At 67.9% G+C, this 17,984-nt stretch carries 15 protein-coding genes and 1 tRNA gene; 11 read left to right on the plus strand and 5 right to left on the minus strand.

Translation table 11 applies throughout. The features are described 5' to 3' along the window. Nucleotides 1-31 precede the first annotated feature (31 nt). The 4 genes from hutG to WS66_RS18465 all read left to right on the plus strand — a co-directional run bounded on the left by hutG (nucleotide 32) and on the right by WS66_RS18465 (nucleotide 5,134). Nucleotides 32-829: an N-formylglutamate deformylase gene (gene hutG / locus WS66_RS18445; RefSeq protein WP_059535682.1), complete on the plus strand. Its 798-nt coding sequence runs from the start codon at nucleotides 32-34 to the stop codon at nucleotides 827-829. Nucleotides 830-1,554: 725 nt separating this feature from the next. Then, nucleotides 1,555-2,361, plus strand: coding sequence for a gamma-glutamyl-gamma-aminobutyrate hydrolase family protein (locus WS66_RS18455; protein WP_059599069.1), 807 nt, complete (start codon nucleotides 1,555-1,557; stop codon nucleotides 2,359-2,361). Nucleotides 2,362-2,373: 12 nt separating this feature from the next. Further along, nucleotides 2,374-3,711: a glutamine synthetase family protein gene (locus WS66_RS18460; RefSeq protein ID WP_059599064.1), complete on the plus strand. Its 1,338-nt coding sequence runs from the start codon at nucleotides 2,374-2,376 to the stop codon at nucleotides 3,709-3,711. A gap of 28 nt (nucleotides 3,712-3,739) precedes the next feature. Beyond that, complete coding sequence (locus WS66_RS18465; protein ID WP_108064699.1) at nucleotides 3,740-5,134, plus strand: aspartate aminotransferase family protein; 1,395 nt, start codon at nucleotides 3,740-3,742, stop codon at nucleotides 5,132-5,134. Between the two features lie 160 nt (nucleotides 5,135-5,294). On the opposite strand, the gene WS66_RS18470 is transcribed toward WS66_RS18465, so the two are convergent. Then, nucleotides 5,295-5,369, minus strand: a tRNA-Val gene (locus tag WS66_RS18470). An 83-nt stretch (nucleotides 5,370-5,452) separates the two neighbouring features. Next, nucleotides 5,453-5,935: an Lrp/AsnC family transcriptional regulator gene (locus WS66_RS18475; RefSeq protein WP_059608438.1), complete on the minus strand. Its 483-nt coding sequence runs from the start codon at nucleotides 5,933-5,935 to the stop codon at nucleotides 5,453-5,455. A 191-nt stretch (nucleotides 5,936-6,126) separates the two neighbouring features. Between WS66_RS18475 and WS66_RS18480 the strand changes: the two genes are divergently transcribed. The 4 genes from WS66_RS18480 (at nucleotide 6,127) to WS66_RS18495 (ending at nucleotide 10,441) form a co-directional block, all read left to right on the plus strand. Next, entirely contained in the window at nucleotides 6,127-7,341 is a 1,215-nt protein-coding gene (locus WS66_RS18480) for an amino acid aminotransferase (RefSeq protein WP_059608437.1), read from the plus strand. Nucleotides 7,342-7,371: 30 nt separating this feature from the next. After that, entirely contained in the window at nucleotides 7,372-7,758 is a 387-nt protein-coding gene (locus WS66_RS18485; RefSeq protein ID WP_059608436.1) for a RidA family protein, read from the plus strand. A 101-nt stretch (nucleotides 7,759-7,859) separates the two neighbouring features. Beyond that, a complete protein-coding gene (locus WS66_RS18490; protein WP_425127077.1) occupies nucleotides 7,860-8,930 on the plus strand; it encodes a porin in 1,071 nt (356 codons plus the stop codon). Nucleotides 8,931-9,022: 92 nt separating this feature from the next. Continuing rightward, on the plus strand, nucleotides 9,023-10,441 hold the full coding sequence (locus tag WS66_RS18495) for an amino acid permease (RefSeq protein WP_059608434.1): 1,419 nt from the start codon (nucleotides 9,023-9,025) through the stop codon (nucleotides 10,439-10,441). Nucleotides 10,442-10,462: 21 nt separating this feature from the next. Here WS66_RS18495 and WS66_RS18500 read toward each other — a convergent pair whose 3' ends face one another. Further along, nucleotides 10,463-11,365: a LysR family transcriptional regulator gene (locus tag WS66_RS18500; RefSeq protein WP_059608433.1), complete on the minus strand. Its 903-nt coding sequence runs from the start codon at nucleotides 11,363-11,365 to the stop codon at nucleotides 10,463-10,465. A 173-nt stretch (nucleotides 11,366-11,538) separates the two neighbouring features. On the opposite strand from WS66_RS18500, the gene WS66_RS18505 reads away from it, so the two are divergent. From WS66_RS18505 to WS66_RS18515, 3 genes are all read left to right on the plus strand, one after another. Then, a complete protein-coding gene (locus WS66_RS18505; RefSeq protein WP_059608432.1) occupies nucleotides 11,539-13,293 on the plus strand; it encodes an acyl-CoA dehydrogenase family protein in 1,755 nt (584 codons plus the stop codon). Between the two features lie 14 nt (nucleotides 13,294-13,307). Then, a complete protein-coding gene (locus WS66_RS18510; RefSeq protein WP_059608440.1) occupies nucleotides 13,308-14,510 on the plus strand; it encodes a CaiB/BaiF CoA transferase family protein in 1,203 nt (400 codons plus the stop codon). 176 nt (nucleotides 14,511-14,686) lie between these two features. Further along, nucleotides 14,687-16,099 carry an MFS transporter gene (locus WS66_RS18515; protein WP_059608439.1) on the plus strand — a complete coding sequence of 471 codons (1,413 nt, stop codon included), beginning with the start codon at nucleotides 14,687-14,689 and terminating at the stop codon, nucleotides 16,097-16,099. A 170-nt stretch (nucleotides 16,100-16,269) separates the two neighbouring features. Here the strand turns inward: WS66_RS18515 and WS66_RS18520 are convergent, their stop codons facing one another. Both WS66_RS18520 and argA read right to left on the minus strand, forming a co-directional pair. Further along, entirely contained in the window at nucleotides 16,270-16,545 is a 276-nt protein-coding gene (locus WS66_RS18520) for an oxidative damage protection protein (protein ID WP_006478357.1), read from the minus strand. Between the two features lie 53 nt (nucleotides 16,546-16,598). Further along, entirely contained in the window at nucleotides 16,599-17,978 is a 1,380-nt protein-coding gene (gene argA / locus WS66_RS18525; protein ID WP_044847668.1) for an amino-acid N-acetyltransferase, read from the minus strand. Nucleotides 17,979-17,984: the final 6 nt, after the last annotated feature.

Genomic DNA, 17,984 nt, shown 5'->3' on the forward strand with positions numbered 1-17,984 from the left:
GTGCGCCGGCAGACTCTTACGGTGATGCGACATGACTGAACAACCGGCTGTTTTCACGCTGAAGCAGGGCACGCTGCCGCTGCTGATCTCGATTCCGCACGCAGGCACCCACATTCCCGACGACATCGCCGCGACGATGACGCCCGACGCGCGCTTCGTCGACGATTGCGACTGGCACCTCGAGCGGCTGTACGGGTTCGCCGCGACGCTCGGCGCGTCGATCCTCGTGCCGTCGCACGCGCGTTACGTCGTCGACCTGAACCGTCCGCCCGACAACGAGAACCTGTACCCGGGGCAGGACACGACCGGGCTCGTGCCGGTCGACACGTTCGACAAGGCGCCGCTGTATCCGGCGAACGCGCTGCCCGGCAACGACGAGATCATGCGCCGTCGCGACCGCTACTGGCGCCCGTATCACGACGCACTGCAAGGCGAGATCGCGCGTCTGAAGCGCGAGCACGGCCGCGTGCTCGTGTGGGAAGCGCATTCGATCCGCTCGCATGTGCCGCGCTTCTTCGAAGGCCGCCTGCCGGACTTCAACTTCGGCACGTCGAGCGGCGCGAGCGCCGCGCCCGGCCTCGCCGAGGCGCTGGCGGCATGCGTGAGCGCACACGGCGGCTATACGGCCGTCGCGAACGGGCGTTTCAAGGGCGGCTACATCACGCGTCACTACGGCGTGCCCGCCACCGGCGTCGAAGCCGTGCAGCTCGAGCTGTCGCAGATCACCTACATGGAGGAGACGCGTCCGTATGCGTACGACGAAGCGCGCGCCGCGCGGATCGTGCCGCTGCTGCAGACGCTCGTCGAAACCGCGCTCGCGCATCGCTGAGCCGCCGGCCCGCGTTGCGTGCGGCGGCGCGGCGCCACCTCGCGCCGCGGCCTGTCAGCGAACACCGCACGCGCCGACGCAGCGCACAAAACGGCATCGACCGGCCGGGTCGATGCCGTTTTTTTTCGTCTGATCGATGTCGGGATCGATACCTGAAAATTTGACGCAATTTTTAGGTGATATAAGCTGAATGTCAGGAAGTCGTCACGCGCGCCGGCCGCGACGGCGTTGATCAGCGCCGCACCGCGCCGGAATCCGCTGCGAAACACTTGCCGACGTGTCGCCGCGCGGCATTGCCGCCTCCGCTTCATTGCGACACGTGTCCTGTCTTCATCAGTCAGTCGAGTACGATCGTGAAAGCCGCCAGCCCTTCGATATGCCGGACCCGAAGTCCGTCGGCGGGCGCGTCGCCTCAGGCCGGGCCGATCCGGCATGCTGATCGCGGCACGCGCGCCGTCCTCATACGCGAGCCTCGTCCCTTCGCTGTGTCCCATTGCAGCCTGCGCCGCTTCAATCTCGTGACCGCGCACGTATTCAGCGCGGTGCAGTGCGACGGCAGCGCTTCATTGTTGCCCTAGCGTCCGTTTCTGCCTTCGCATCGGGTCGCACCGTCCGTTGCCGCGCCGTTCGCGCGGCAGGATCGCGGTTGGGCGCGTGCGGCGCGACCGCGCGTTGCCATCGTCTCGCGCCCATGCACGCGTCGCACCTTCATCGTGGAGACGATCATGCGACCGCGCCCGCTCGTAGCCGTCACCGCCGACCGCGTGATGCGCGGCGCCCATCCGAACCATACGGCCGGCGAGAAGTATCTCGTCGCGCTGGTCGACGGTGCCGGCGCGCTCGCCTTCGTGCTGCCCGCGCTCGGCACGCGCCAGCCGGTCGACGCGATCGTCGCGTCCATCGACGGGCTGCTGCTGACCGGCAGCTATTCGAACGTCGAGCCGCATCACTACGGTGGCCCGGCGAGCCCGCCGGACACGCTGCACGATCCCTCGCGCGATGCGACCGCGCTGCCGCTGATCCGCGCGGCGATCGACGCGGGCGTGCCCGTGCTCGCGATCTGCCGCGGCATGCAGGAGCTGAACGTCGCGTATGGCGGCACGCTGCATCAGCGGCTGCATGCGAGCGCGTGCTTCCACGATCATCGCGAGCGCGACGGCGATCCGCTCGAACGGCAGTACGGCCCCGCGCACCGCGTGCAGCTCGCGCCGGGCGGCCTGTTGCAACGGGTCGCGCGCGGCGCGCACGACGCGATGGTCAATTCGCTGCACGACCAGGGCATCGCGCGGCTCGGTGCGGGGCTCGCGGTTGAAGCGAGCGCGCCCGACGGGCTGATCGAGGCCGTCAGCGTGCGCGGCGCACGCGCGTTCGCGCTCGGCGTGCAGTGGCATCCCGAATGGCGCTTCGCGGAACAGCCGCTGTCGCGCGACATCTTCGCGGCATTCGGCGCGGCGTGCCGCGCGCGCATGACACACCGCATGCACGCGGCCGGCGGCACCATGCCGTCGCCGGCCGCATCCGACATCGACTGAACGAGGCCGATCATGCAACCCGAACTGAGCGAATTCCTGCGTCAGCACCGCATCACCGAAGTCGAGGCGATCATTCCCGACATGGCCGGCATCGCGCGCGGCAAGATCATTCCGCGCAACAAGTTCGAGTCCGGCGAATCGATGCGCCTGCCGCAGGCGGTGATGGTGCAGACCGTCACAGGCGACTATCCGGAAGACGGGTCGCTGACCGGCGTGACCGATCCCGACATGGTGTGCGTACCCGATCCGTCGACCATCTGCCTGATTCCGTGGGCCGTCGATCCGACCGCGCAGGTGATTCACGACTGCGTGCATTTCGACGGCTCGCCCGTCGAGATCTCGCCGCGCTACGTGCTGCGCCGCGTGCTCGACCTGTACAAGGCGAAGGGCTGGAAGCCCGTCGTCGCGCCTGAACTGGAGTTCTATCTGGTCGACATGAACGCCGACCCGGACCTGCCGTTGCGGCCGCCGGTCGGGCGCACGGGCCGCGCGGAGACGGGCCGTCAGTCGTATTCGATCGAGGCGGTCAACGAGTTCGATCCGCTGTTCGAGGACATCTACGAATACTGCGAGATGCAGGGCCTCGACATCGAGACGCTGATCCACGAGGTCGGCGCCGCGCAGATGGAGATCAACTTCGTGCACGGCGACGCGCTGTCGCTCGCCGATCAGGTGTTCCTGTTCAAGCGCACGGTGCGCGAGGCGGCGTTGCGCCACAACATGTACGCGACGTTCATGGCCAAGCCGATGGAGGGTGAGCCGGGCTCCGCGATGCATATCCACCAGAGCCTTGCCGATGCGCGCACCGGCCACAACCTGTTCGCCGACGAGGGCGGCGTCGTATCGCCGATGTTCCACAGCTATCTCGCGGGGCTGCAGAAATACACGCCCGCGCTGATGCCGATCTTCGCGCCGTACATCAACTCGTACCGCCGACTGTCGCGCTTCATGGCCGCGCCGATCAACGTGCAGTGGGGCTACGACAATCGCACGGTCGGCTTCCGCATCCCGCAGTCGACGCCGGTCGCGCGGCGCATCGAAAACCGGATTCCGGGCGTCGACTGCAACCCGTACCTCGCATTCGCGGCGACGCTCGCGGCCGGGTATCTCGGTCTCACGCAGCAGCTCGCGCCGACCGAACCGATCGCGTCCGACGGCTACGACCTGCCGTACCAGCTGCCCCGCAATCTCGAGGAGGGCATCTCGCTGATGGCCGCGTGCACGCCGCTTGCCGACATTCTCGGCAACAAGTTCGTGAAGGCGTACCTGGCGCTGAAGGAAACCGAATACGAAGCGTTCTTCCGCGTGATCAGTTCGTGGGAACGCCGTCATCTCCTGCTGCACGTGTGAGCGTGCGGCATCGACCAGCGGAGGCAACATGACAGAACGAAGCGAAGCCGTCGCCGCACGCTCGACCGCCGAATACCGCGCGCTCGACGCCGCGCACCACATCCACCCGTTCTCGGACATGGGTGCGCTCAACCGCGCGGGCAGCCGCGTGATCGTGAAGGCCGACGGCGTCTATCTGTGGGACTCGGACGGCAACAAGGTCATCGACGGGATGGCCGGCCTCTGGTGCGTCAACGTCGGCTACGGCCGCAAGGAACTCGCCGACGCCGCGTATCGCCAGCTCCAGGAACTGCCGTTCTACAACACGTTCTTCAAGACGACGCACCCGCCGGTGATCGAGCTTTCCGCGATGCTCGCGGAAGTGACGCCCGCCGGCTTCAACCACTTCTTCTATTGCAACAGCGGCTCGGAAGGCAACGACACCGTGCTGCGCCTCGTGCACCAGTACTGGCGCGTGCAGGGCAAGCCGCAGAAGAAATACGTGATCTCGCGCAAGAACGGCTACCACGGCTCGACGATCGCGGGCGGCACGCTCGGCGGGATGGGCTACATGCACGAGCAGATGCCGTCGAAGGTCGAGCACATCGTGCACATCGATCAGCCGTATTTCTTCGGCGAAGCGCAGGCCGGCGAGACGCCCGAGGCATTCGGCCTCGCACGCGCGCAGCAGCTCGAGGCGAAGATCCTCGAACTCGGCGCGGAGAACGTCGCGGCGTTCATCGGCGAGCCGTTCCAGGGCGCGGGCGGCGTGATCTTCCCGCCGTCGACGTACTGGCCGGAAATCCAGCGGATCTGTCGCAAGTACGACATCCTGCTCGTCGCCGACGAAGTGATCGGCGGCTTCGGCCGCACCGGCGAATGGTTCGCGCATCAGCACTTCGGCTTCGAGCCGGACCTGATCACGATGGCCAAGGGCCTGACGTCGGGTTACGTGCCGATGGGCGCGGTGGGCATCCATGAACGCATCGCGCGCCCGATCATCGACAACGGCGAATTCAATCACGGCCTCACGTACTCGGGCCATCCGGTCGCGGCGGCGGTGGCGGTCGCGAACCTGAAGCTGCTGCGCGACGAAGGGATCGTCGAGCGCGTCAAGCGTGACATCGGGCCGTATTTCCAGCGTCGGCTGCGGGAAGCGCTCGGCGATCATCCGATCGTCGGCGAGATCGCGGGGGCGGGGCTGGTCGCGGGGGTCCAGCTCGCGCGCGATCGCGCGCGGCGCGAGCGGTTCGACGCCGGCGTCGACGTCGGGACGATCTGCCGGGACTTCTGCTTCAACGGCAATCTGATCATGCGTGCGACCGGCGACCGGATGCTGCTGTCGCCGCCGCTCGTGATCCGGGAGGCGGAGGTCGACGAGATCGTCGACAAGGCGAAGCGCGCGTTCGATGCGACGGCGCAGCAGGTGAGGCGGGCAGGGTAGTCAGTCGTCGCGACGCTTCGATTGCATGTGGTCGAAGCGTCGCTGCCCGTCGAACTTGTTCGCGAGCGCAAGGAAGCGTGCAGGGGAGGCGCGCCGCAGCAGAAAGGCGGCCGCAAAACGAAAAGGGCCTGCGTCGTGAGACGCAGGCCCTTGAATTCTTTGGTGGGCGGTACTGGGATCGAACCAGTGACCCCTGCCGTGTGAAGGCAGTGCTCTACCGCTGAGCTAACCGCCCAAAGAAGCTGAAATTATGTCAGAGCTTTTCGGGTTCGTAAAGCACTTTCTTCAAATATTTTTCAGGCCGGTGCAAACAGTTCGTCAGCCGGCCGTCGACGGCTCGACGAGATCGAGGATCGAGCCGTCGCGCTTGAGCGTCGCGAGCACGATGCTCGAATTGATCGACATCACACCTGTCGCGCGGTGCAGGCGATTGATCACGAAGTCGGAGTAGTGGTCGAGGTCGCGCGCCCGAACCGTCAGCACGTAGTTCGAGCCGCCCGTCACGATCTGCGCGGCGATGACTTCCGGCCACTCCTGGATCGCCTCCACGAACCGGTCGTGCCATTCGGGTACGTCCGGCCGCATCGACACATGCACGAGCGCCTCGAATGCGACGCCGACCTTCTTCGGCTCGATCGTGCAGCGGTAGCCCGAAATGACGCCGCGTTCCTCGAGCAACTTCACGCGCCGCAGGCACGCCGACGGCGACAGCGCGACCGCGTTCGCGAGGTCCTGATTGCTGATGCGGCCGTCCCGCTCGAGATGCCGGAGGATCCGCATGTCGGTTCGATCCAGATTCATTTCGCAGAATCCCGTAATTTTTGAGATGACAAGCGCAGACTCTACTGCAATGGCGGCGATTCGTCATCGAAAAGTGAAGCTCATTCTATTTCGTCCTCGATAACATGCGCCCCATGCCTCGATCGCACGGCCTGACGCGCTGTCACGCCGCCGGCCGTATCGCCGCCTTCAACTCTTACCGTCATTGCGTCATGTACGAACACATTCCCGCCTATCCGGGCGACCCGATCCTGTCGCTGTTCCAGGCGTTCCAGCAGGATGCCCATCCGCACAAGGTCAACCTCAGCATCGGTCTCTACTACGACGACGCGGGCCGCATCCCCGTGCTGGAGAGCACGCGTCTCGCGGCCGAGCGCGTGCGCGAAGCCGGTGCGCCGCATACCTACCTGCCGATGGAAGGGCTTGCCGCGTATCGGCAGGGCGTGCAGCGCCTCGTGTTCGGGGCCGACTGCGCGGCGCTCGCGCAAGGGCGCGTCGCGACGCTGCAGACGCTCGGCGGCTCGGGCGCGCTGCGGCTCGGCGCGGAATTCGTGAAGCGCTATTTCCCCGACAGCGCGATCTGGGTCAGCGATCCGACGTGGGACAACCATCGCGTGATCTTCGCGGCGGCCGGCCTCGACGTGCACACGTATCCGTATTACGACGCAGCGCGCAACAACCTGCGCGTCGACGCGATGCTCGCGGCGCTCGACGCGCTGCCCGCGCGCAGCATCGTGCTGCTGCAGCCGTGCTGCCACAACCCGACGGGCCTCGATCTCGGCCGCGATGCGTGGAACGCGGTGATCGACGTGCTCGCGCGCCGCGGACTGATTCCGTTCCTCGACATGGCGTACCAGGGCTTCGGCGACGGGCTCGACGACGACGCATGGGCCGTGCGCGCGATCGTCGAGGCGGGACTGCCGGCGATCGTCAGCAACTCGTTCTCGAAGAACTTCTCGCTGTACGGCGAGCGCGTCGGGGGTCTGTCGATCGTCTGCGCGAGCGCGGGCGAGGCGGCGACGGTGCTGAGCCAGTTGCAGGCCGGCGTGCGCCGCACCTATTCGAGCCCGCCGCTGTTCGGCGCGCAGCTCGTGTCGGCCGTGCTGAACGACGACGTCCTGCGTGCGCGCTGGGAAGACGAGGTGGCCCAGGTGCGCACGCGCATCAAGCGGATGCGCGGCGCGCTGAAGGCGCGGCTCGACGCGCGCCTGCCTGCGCCTGCGTTCGATGCGCTCGTCACGCAGCGCGGCATGTTCAGCTACACGGGCATCGCCGCGAGCGACGTGGACCGGCTGCGCGCGTCACACGGCGTCTACTTGCTGCGCTCGGGCCGCATGTGCATCGCGGGCCTGAGCGACGCGAACGTCGACCACGTCGCGAACGCGATCGCCGAGGTGCTCGGCGGCACGTCGCGTCAGGCCGCTTGAGCGGCCGATCCCGAACCGAAGGAGGACACGATGGCAGACACCATCCCCGTCGACTTGCCCCAGCTCGCGCAGCCGTTCTCGTGGGCGACCCGCGCAGGCGGGCTGATGTTTACCGGCCATGGGCCAGTCGATGCGTCCGGCGCGATCGCCGGCGACACGATGGCCGAGCAGGCGCGCATCACGCTCGGCAATCTCGCGAAGGCCGTCGCGGCGGCGGGCGCGACGATGGACGACGTCGCGCAGGTGCTCGTCTACCTGTCCGACGTGAAGGCGATGCCCGAATTCGATGCCGAATACCGGCGTCATTTCCGCGAGCCGTATCCGAACCGCACGTGCGTGGGCGTGCAGGGCTTCGCGCACCCTGACATGCGCGTCGAACTCGTCGCGTACGTCGCGTTGCCGGCGGCACGCGGCTAGCCGGCACGCGACTTCGCGACGATTGCAGCACCCACGATTACCGACAAGCACCAACACCCCCCCGACAAACATCAAATATTCAGACAAGGATGGAGACGAAGATGAGGCGTATCACTCGATTCGCACTACCGACGATAGCGGGACTGCTCGCCGCAAGCGGCGCGATGGCGCAGAGCAGCGTGACGCTGTACGGCATCGTCGATCAGAGCATTCGCTACACGACGCATGCGAACGCGTCGAACGACGCGAGCGTGCAGATGACCAACGGCGCGATCACCAACAGCCGCTGGGGCCTGAAGGGCAGCGAAGCGCTCGGCGGCGGGCTGAAAGCGATCTTCCAGCTCGAGAGCGGCTTCGAGCCGCAGAACGGGCAGCTCGACGGCGCGTTGTTCGGCCGCTACGCGTATGTCGGCCTGGCGAGCGACTGGGGCACCGTGAGGCTCGGCCGGCAGGCGACCGAGGCGTTCAACCTGTTCGGCGATCTCGATCCGCTGACGGTCGGCAACTACACGGCCAACATGTGGCCGTACTTCCTCACGCAGGGCCGTGCGAGCAACGTGGTCAGCTACGACGGCACGTTCGGCGGGCTGAACGTCGGCGCGAGTTACGGCTTCGGCGGCGTCGCGGGCAGCCTCGGCGCGAATGCGTACTGGGGTACGCACGTGTCGTACACGCTCGGCGGGCTCATGGTCGGCGCGACCTACCAGCAGGTGCGCGACCTGAACAGCCGTGCGCAGCAGGCATGGGGCGCGGGCGCGCGCTACGCGTTCGGCGCGGCGACGCTGTACGCGGGCTATCTCGGCGGCATCGATCGCACGGGCATGCTCGACCGGCAACTGCTGAACGCGCCGGGCCGCGACGTGACCTACGGTTCGTTCGCAGACAATCCGCGCCGCGACGCGATCTTCTATACCGGTGCGAGCGTGAAGGTCACGCCAGCGGTGTCGGTGACCGGCGTCGCGTACTACGACGACATCCGCAACGTCAACGGCATCGCAGGTAACGGCGGCAAGCGCTATACGGGCGTGCTCGAGGCCGAGTACGCTCTGTCGAAGGCCACGCAGGTCTACGCGACGGTCGACTACAACCGCGTGACCGGCGGCGCGTTCACCGAAATGCCCGGACGCGGCAACCAGACGGGTATCGCGGCCGGCTTGCGCCACATGTTCTGAGCACGCGGCGCGCGGTGGCCGGTGCGGTCCGGCACCGGTCCGTGCGCCGTCGACGTTTCGACCGGACACACGCTTTCGAACGAGGTCATTCGATGCAACCAGAAGGGCAATTCCAGCACATCGCGGCGCGCGAGCAGGGTCTGCGCCGCACGCTTTCCGCACGGCAGATGGCGATGATCGCGATCGGCGGTGCGATCGGCACGGGTCTCTTTCTCGGCAGCGGGTTCGCGATCGGCTTTGCCGGCCCGAGCGTGCTCGTCAGCTACGCGATCGGCGCGTTCATCTCGCTGTTGCTGATGGGCTGTCTCGCGGAGATGACGGTCGCGCACCCGACCTCCGGGTCGTTCGGCGCGTACGCCGAACATTACGTGAGCCCGTGGGCCGGGTTCCTCGTGCGCTATGCGTACTGGGCGTGCATCGTGCTCGCGGTCGGCACCGAAGTCACCGCGATCGCGCTGTACATGAAGTACTGGTTCCCGGGCGTGCCGGGCTGGCTGTGGATCGTCGGCTTCTCGGCGCTGCTCGTGTTCGTCAACGCGCGCAGCGTCGACGTGTTCGGCGCGGTCGAATACGGCTTCTCGGTCGTGAAGATCGCGGCGATCGTCGGCTTCATCGTGCTGGGCGCATACGTCGTGTTCGGTAATCCGGCGCTGGTCGGCGACGGCGCGGCCGGCGCGGGCTTCCACCATTACACCGAGCATGGCGGCTTCTTCCCGAAGGGGATGTGGGGGATGTGGGTCGCGGTGATCGTGTCGATCTTCAGCTACCTGAGCATCGAGATGATCGCGGTCGCGGCGGGCGAGGCGGAAGATCCCGAGCGTGCGGTGACTCGCGCGTTCCGCTCGACGATCGTGCGGCTCGTGCTGTTCTACCTGGTCACGCTCGCGCTGATGCTCGCGATCGTGCCGTGGACGGCGGCGGGTCGCGACGAGAGCCCGTTCGTGAAGGTGATGGAGGCGATCCACCTGCCGGGAGCGGCCGGGCTGATCAACTTCGTCGTACTGATCGCCGCGCTATCCGCGATGAACAGCCAGCTCTACATCACGACGCGGATGATGTTCAGCCTGTCGCGCGCGGGTCACGCGCCGAAGGCGCTCGGCGAGGTGAACGCGCGCGGCGTGCCGTTCGGCGCGCTGATGCTCTCGACGCTTGGCATCGCGCTCGCGACGGTCCTGAGCGTGCTGTATCCGGACGCGTCGTTCACGATCATGATGTCGGTGTCGATGTTCGGCGCGCTGTTCACGTGGATGATGATCTTCGTCACGCATTACTGCTTCCGGCGGCGTCGCGCGGCGCTCGGCCTGCCGGCGCCCGCGTTCCGGATGCGCGGCTTTCCGCTGCTGACGCTGCTCGGCGCCGCGCTGATGCTCGCGGTGATGGTGACGACCTACTTCACGGCCGAATTCCACATGACGCTGATCTTCGGCATTCCGTTCCTTTTCGCGCTGTCCGTCGTGTACGCGGTGTGGTATCGGCGCGCGCAGCCGGTGCTGCAGCCGGAAGCGAAGTAGCGCAGGAGTGCCGGCGCCTGCTCAGCCCGCGAGCGCGGGCAGCGCGTCGATCGACGCGCGCACGTAGTCGGCGAAGCGCAGCGCGACCGGTTCGGCGGTGCCGCTGCGCTTCAACTCCAGCGTGCGCGATTCGAGCGACGCATCCTTCAGCGGCCGGAACACGAGCCGGTCGCTCTTCACCTGCTGCAGCACGCGCGGCACGAGCGCGATGCCCATCCCGAATTCGATCATCGACAGGATCGTCTGCCACAGCCGCGCCTCATGACGGATCAGCGGGCTGAATCCCGCGTTCACGCATTGCGCGATGATCAGGTCGTGATAATGCGGCGCCGCGTCGCGCGGAAACAGGATGAACGGTTCCGCCGCCAGCGCGGCGAGTGTGACCTGCCGGCGCCGCGCGAGCGGATGCGCGGCCGGCAGGCAGCACACGAACGGTTCGGCGTAGACGGGCGCCGATTCGACCTCGGGCGGGCAGTGGCCCCAGTGCGCGTAGCCGAGATCGATCTGGCCGCGCTGGATCGCCTGCACCTGCGCCTGCGTGTTCATCTCGCTCAGCACGATCTCGACGCTCGGATAGTCGGCCTCGAAGCGCCGCACGGCATCGGGCAGCCCGCGATACAGCATCGAATGGACGAAGCCGATCCGCAGCCGGCCGGCGAGACCGGACGCCGAGCGCACCGTGAGACGCTCGGCCTCGGCCGCCTGCAGCAGCAGCCGGCGCGCTTCGCCGAGCAGCACGGCGCCCGCGTTGGTCAGTGCGACCGTCTTGTTGGTACGGGAAAAAAGCTGCACGCCGAGCGCATCCTCGAACTTGCGGATGTCGAAGCTCAGCGCCGGCTGCGAGATGAACAGGCGCTTCGCCGCGCGCCCGAAATGCAGTTCCTCGGCGACCGCCACGAAGTAGCGCAACTGCCTCAGTTCCATGGTGTCTCCTCCCCGCATCGGCATCGATAAGTGTCGTCTATCGTACCGGATAAATCCTGTATTGGACGCTTATCGATCGCGCGCCTACGCTCTGCTGAACGCCTGGCACCCGCCGGCCGCGCCGCCACGGCGCGGGCACCGGCCGGCAGCCGGGCCACCATGGAGACGCATGCATGAACGACACCGCTCGCACGCCGGACACCGGCGCGGCCAACAACATCCCCGATAGCCGGGGCATCAATTTCTTCACGGCCGATCCCGACCTCGGCGCGTTGCTGAGGCTGCATCTCGGCGCGACCCGATACGCGGAACTCGAACCGCAACTGCACGCGCTCGGCGCGCGCGTGTCGGGCGAACTCGACGCGTGGGCGTCGCGCGCGGACAAGCATCCGCCCGTGCTCGAGCATCGCAACCGGCGCGGCGAAGCCGTGCAGCGGATCGACAAGGATCCCGCGTATGTCGCGCTCGAACGGGTCGCCTATTCGGAACTCGGGCTCGCGGCGCTGAGTCACCAGCCCGAGGCGGCGGCGCCGCTCGTCAAGTACGCGCTGACGTTCCTGTTCGTCCAGGCGGAATTCGGGCTGTGCTGCCCGGTCAGCATGACCGATTCGCTGACGCGCACGCTGCGCCGTTTCGGGGATCGGGCGCTCGTCGAGCAGTATCTGCCGATGCTCGCGTCGCGCGATTTCGACACGCTGTTCCAGGGCGCGATGTTCATGACCGAGCAGGCGGCCGGTTCCGACGTCGGCCGCATCGCGACGCGCGCCGTGCGCGAAACCGACGCGCAGGGCGGGGCGGTGTGGCGCCTGTACGGCGACAAGTGGTTCTGCTCGAACGCGGACGCCGACCTGGCGATGGTGCTCGCGCGGCCCGACGGCGCGCCGGACGGCATCAAGGGCCTCGCGCTGTTCCTGTTGCCGAAGACGCTGCCGGACGGCACGCGCAACGGCTACCGGATCGTACGACTGAAGGACAAGCTCGGCAGCCGCTCGATGGCGAGCGGCGAGATCGCGCTCGAAGGCGCGCAGGCTTACCTGATCGGCGAGATCGGCCGCGGTTTCCACCAGATGGCCGACATGATCAACATGTCGCGGCTGTCGAACGGCGTGCGCGCGGCCGGACTGATGCGGCGCGCGCTGAACGAGGCGCTGCACGTCGCTGCGCATCGCGAGGCGTTCGGCCGCAAGCTGATCGAGATGCCGCTGATGCAGCGTCAGCTGATGAAGATGCTGCTGCCCGCCGAGGCCGCGCGCGCGATGTTCATGCAGATCGCGATGCTGCTGCCGCGGGCCGACGCGGGCAACGAGCAGGCTGCACGCTGCGTGCGCATCCTGACGCCGCTGATCAAGTTCCGCGCGTGCCGCGATGCGCGTCGCGTGACGGGCGATGCGATGGAGGTGCGCGGCGGCACCGGCTACATCGAGGAATGGAGCGATGCGCGTCTCGTGCGCGACGCGCATCTCGGCTCGATCTGGGAAGGCACCAGCAACATCGTCGCGCTCGACGTCGCGCGCGCCGCGCAGCGCGAGCAGGCGCTCGACGCGCTGCGCACGTTCCTCGGCGACCGGCTCGGCGCGGCGCCGCTGCCCGACGCGAGCCGCGCGGCGCTGCGGCGCATTCTCGTGCGCGCGTGCGATGCGCTCGCACGGGTTGCGGCTGAAGGCGACGACGCGCGCGTGCGGCAGGCTGCGTCGGCGCTTTACTACGCGAGCGCGGCCGTGCTGATGGCGTGCGAGGGTGCAGAGCTCGCACCCGATTACCGGCGCCTCGCGCTCGCGCACTTGATCGTGCGTCACAAGCTGCTGCCGGTCGACCCGCTCGCGCCGGCGTCGCGCGACGACGAAGCGGCGGCGTTCGACGCGCTGCTGCGCGGCACGACGGTGCCGCTCGACATGGCGCTCGACCTGCTGCCGGAGGTCGAACGATGAGCGCGACGGAAGCGATGAACGCGCCGCGCGGCGCACTTGACGGCCTGAAGATAGTCGACTTGAGCCGCGTGCTCGGCGGTCCGTACTGCACGCAGGCGCTCGCCGATCACGGCGCGACGGTGATCAAGATCGAGCCGCCGGGCGGCGACGAGACGCGCGGCTGGGGGCCGCCGTTCCTCGGCGACACCGCGTGGTACTTCATGGGCGTGAACCGCAACAAGGAAGGGCTCGCGCTCGACCTGTCCCGCGACGAAGGGCGCGCGATCCTGTGGCGCCTGCTGGAGGACGCCGACGTGCTCGTCGAGAACTTCAAGCCAGGCACGCTCGCGCGCTGGGGGATGGACTATGCGCGCGACCTGCAGCCGCGTTTCCCGCGCCTGATCCACTGCGCGGTGACGGGCTTCGGCGAGGACGGCCCGCTCGGCGGGTTGCCCGGCTACGACGCGGTGATCCAGGCGATGGCCGGGCTGATGAGCGTCAATGGCGAGCGCGACGGCGACGCGATGCGCATCGGGTTGCCGATCGTCGACATGGTCACGGGGCTCAACGCGCTTGCCGGCATCCTGCTGGCGCTCGCGGAGCGCGAGAAGAGCGGGCTGGGGCAGTCGATCGACATCGCGCTGTACGACTGCGGCGTGTCGCTGCTGCATCCGCACCTGCCGAACTTCTTCGGATCGGGGCGCGTGCCCGAGCGCAGCGGCAACGCGCATCCGAACATCGCGCCGTACGACAGCTACCGCACGGCGACGGTGCCGATCTTTCTCGCGGTCGGCAACGACCGGCAGTTCGCGCGCCTCGTCGCATATCTCGGCGCGCCGGCGCTCGCGGGCGATCCGCGCTTCGCCGACAACCGCAGCCGCTGCGCGCACCGGCTCGACCTGAAGGTCGAGCTCGAGGCACGGCTCGCCGCCCATCCGTGCGAGCCGCTGGCGCGCGACCTGATGGCGGCGGGCGTACCGTGCGGGCCGGTGCGCACGGTTGCCGATGTCGCGCGCGACCCGCATGCGCTGCACCGCGCGTTGTTCGTCGAGATCGGCGCATATCGCGGCACCGCATCGCCGGTGAAGCTGTCGCGCACGCCGGCGACCTATCGTTTGCCGCCACCCGCGCTCGGCCGCGACACGCGCGCGGTGCTCGACCGCCTCGGCGTCGATCCCGCGCTCCAGCAGCAACTGCTCGACGCCGGCGTGCTGAAGGTCGCGCCGGACCCGGCGTGACCGGCCGGGTGGCGCTCGCACGCGAGCATCCTCGGCCGACGCATCGCAGGGAAAAGCAGCGCAACGCAAGGCAACTCAAAGCGCAGTAAAGCACCACCGCCAGCCGGCGGCGCAAGGCCGGCCATCCGGCAAGGCGCGCGACAGTCGCGCCGCCGATCACGAACATGGAGACATCGATGAGCCGTCCGCAATCCCCATCCGCCGCGCAGCCGCGGCCCGGCCGTGCCGCCCTCGCGGCGTTCGTCGGCACCACGATCGAGTGGTACGACTTCTACATCTACGGCACGGCCGCGGCGCTCGTGTTCGGCAAGGTGTTCTTTTCCCGCACGATGGATCCGGGCGTCGCGACGCTGCTCGCGTTCGTCACGTTCTGGGCCGGCTTCGCGGCGCGGCCGCTCGGCGGCATCGTGTTCGGGCATCTCGGCGACCGCGTCGGCCGCAAGACGGCGCTCGTGATCACGCTGGTGATGATGGGGCTCGCGACGACGGGCATCGGCCTGTTGCCCGGCTATGCGTCGATCGGCGTGTGGGCGCCCGCGGGCCTCGTCGTGCTGCGCGTGCTGCAGGGCATCGCGGTCGGCGGCGAGTGGGGCGGCGCGGTGCTGATCGCGAGCGAGAATGCGCCGAAGCATCGCAGCATCCTCTATGCGGCGTTCGCGCAGCAGGGCTCGCCCACCGGCAACCTGCTCGCCACCACCGCGTTCTTCGCGCTGAGCGCGCTGCCGACGCCGTCGTTCCTGATGTGGGGCTGGCGCATTCCGTTCCTGCTGTCGGCCGTGCTCGTGATCATCGGCATGGTGATCCGGCTGCGGCTCGAGGAGTCGATCGAGATGCAGCGCGTGCTCGCACGCAAGCGCACGGTGAAGCTGCCGCTGCGCGACGTCGTGCGCGACCACTGGCCCGTCGTGCTGCTCGCGGCCGGCACGCTGCCGGTGATCAACGTCACGTATTTCCGCAGCACGTTCGCGCTGTCGTGGGCGACGAAGGAGCTCGGCTACGCGCAGGGCACGTTCCTCGGCATCCTGTCGATCTCGCTCGTCGTGCAGTTCCTGATGCAGCCGGTCGGCGCGTGGTTCGTGTCGAAGGTCGACATGCGGCGCGCGATGTGCTGGATCCTGATTCCCGAAATCGTGCTGATGCCCGTGATGTTCCATGCGCTCGCGACGCGTTCGTACTGGGTCGCCGTCGCGGGCATGTGCATCTCGACGATTCCGTCGGCGATGTTCTACGGCGCGGTCGGCGGCGTGCTCGCGCGCGTGTTTCCGGCCAACATCCGCTATACGGGCCTGTCTCTCGCGTATCAGTTGAGCGCGCTCGTCGTCGGCGGCGGCACGCCGGTGCTCGCGCAGGCGATCCTCAATGCGACGGGCAGCATCGTCGGCGTCGCGATCGCATCGGGGCTGTACGCGCTCGTGTCGCTCGCGTGCATGCTGGCGCTGCTGAATCGCACCGGGTATCGCGCGGACGAGCTGTCGAGCGCCGAACGCAGCGATGCGGCGGAATGGGGCACCGAAGGCGCGAGCGCTGAAAGTCCGTCCGGCGAGACCGCGCAGGCGGGCGACCGCGGTGCGTTGAAACCGGCGGGTTGAATCCGCCGGGCCGGCGTGACGTGCCGATTCGGCGGCAGCGAACGCGCCGGCCGGATCGCAGCGACCCGATTCCGCCCTCCCAAAAGCAAACGGCACCGTGCGATACACGGTGCCGTTTGCTTGGCTTATCGTCGCTGCCGGTGCGACCGGCCTGCGCGATTCGCGGTGCTTCAGCCTTCCGTCGGCGGCACGTAGCCGGACGCCTGGTCCGCGCCGTCGCCGAAGAAGTACTTCTCGGTCTGCTTCATCAGGTACTGGCGCGCACGCGGGTCGGCCATGTTCAGGCGGTTTTCGTTGATCAGCATCGTCTGCTGCTTCAGCCAGCCTTGCCACGCTTCCTTCGAGACGCTCTCGTAAATGCGCTTGCCGAGTTCGCCCGGCAGCGGCGGGAAATCGAGGCCTTCGGCTTCCTTGCCGAGCTTCGCGCATTGGATCATTCGAGCCATCGTGTACTTCTCCTGTAATCGGTGTCTGGGGGGAAGGGCAGTCGTGCCTGCGCTCAGAGCTGCTTCATCAGCACGAGCGACTTGCGCTGCCAGTTATAGAGCTTGCGACGGTCTTCCGGCAGGTCGTCGACGCTGACCTTGACGAAGCCGCGCTTGAGGAACCAGTGCTCGGTGCGCGTCGTGAGCACGAAGATGTGCGTGAGGCCGCGCGCGCGGGCGCGCTGCTCGATGCGCTTGAGCAGGCGTTCGCCGTCGCCCGAGCCCTGTGCTTCCGGCGCGACCGTCAGGCACGCCATCTCGCCGATCTTCTCCTGCTGGTACGGGTACAGCGCCGCGCAGCCGAACAGCACGCCATCGTGCTCGATCACCGAGAAGTGGTCGATGTCGCGTTCGATCTGGTGGCGGCCGCGCCGCACCAGCGTGCCGTCCGACTCGAGCGGCTCGATCAGCGACAGGATGCCGCCGACGTCGTCCGGCGTCGCTTCGCGCAGGCTCTCGAGGTTCTCGTACGAGATCATCGTGCCGACGCCGTCGTGCAGGAACAGTTCGAGCAGCATGCTGCCGTCGAGCGACTGCGGAATCAGGTGGGCGCGGGTCACGCCGCCGCGGCATGCGCGGATCGAGTGCTTCAGGAAGAACGCATCGTCGCCCTGGATGTTGCCGGAATCGAGCAGCTCGGCGGCCGCGTCGAGCGACATTTCGCGGATCAGCCCGCCTTCGTCGTCGACGATGCCGGGCGCTTCGGTCAGGAAGATGATCTTGTCGGCGCGCAGCGCGATCGCGGCGGCCGACGCGACGTCTTCCATCGACAGGTTGAACGCCTCGCCGGTCGGCGAGAAGCCGAGCGGCGACAGCAGCACGAGCTTGCGGCTCGCGAGCGAATGACGGATCGATTCGGCGTCGATCTTGCGCACGATGCCCGTGTGCGCGAAATCGACCCCGTCGAGAATCCCCACTGGCCGTGCGGTCACGAAGTTGCCGGACACGACGCTGATGTGCGCGTGCGCCATCGGCGAGTTCGGCAGACCCTGGCTGATCGCGGCCTCGATGTCGAGACGCACTTCGCCTGCCGCTTCCTTCGCGGATTCGAGCGCGCGCGCATCGGTGATGCGCAGCCCGTGCGAAAACTCGGATTCGACACCGTGCAGGCTCAGTTGCTCCTCGACCTGCGGCCGCGAGCCGTGCACGAGCACGATCTGGATGCCCATCGCCTGCAAGAGCGCGATGTCGGACACGAGCGCGTTCAGCAGCCCCTGCTGCACCACCTCGCCGCCGAACCCCACGACGAACGTGCTGTTGCGGAACTTGTGGATATAGGGCGCGACGGAGCGCATCCAGTCGACGAACTGCGCGTGGCTGGCGGCCGAATCGTCGGCGGCCGGCGGCGTCGCGGCGCCGGTCTGGGCGGGTGGGAGGTCGGTTTGGGAATTCATGGGCGG

This window comes from Burkholderia sp. LA-2-3-30-S1-D2, assembly GCF_001523915.2.
GTDB classification, from domain to species: Bacteria; Pseudomonadota; Gammaproteobacteria; order Burkholderiales; family Burkholderiaceae; genus Burkholderia; species Burkholderia diffusa.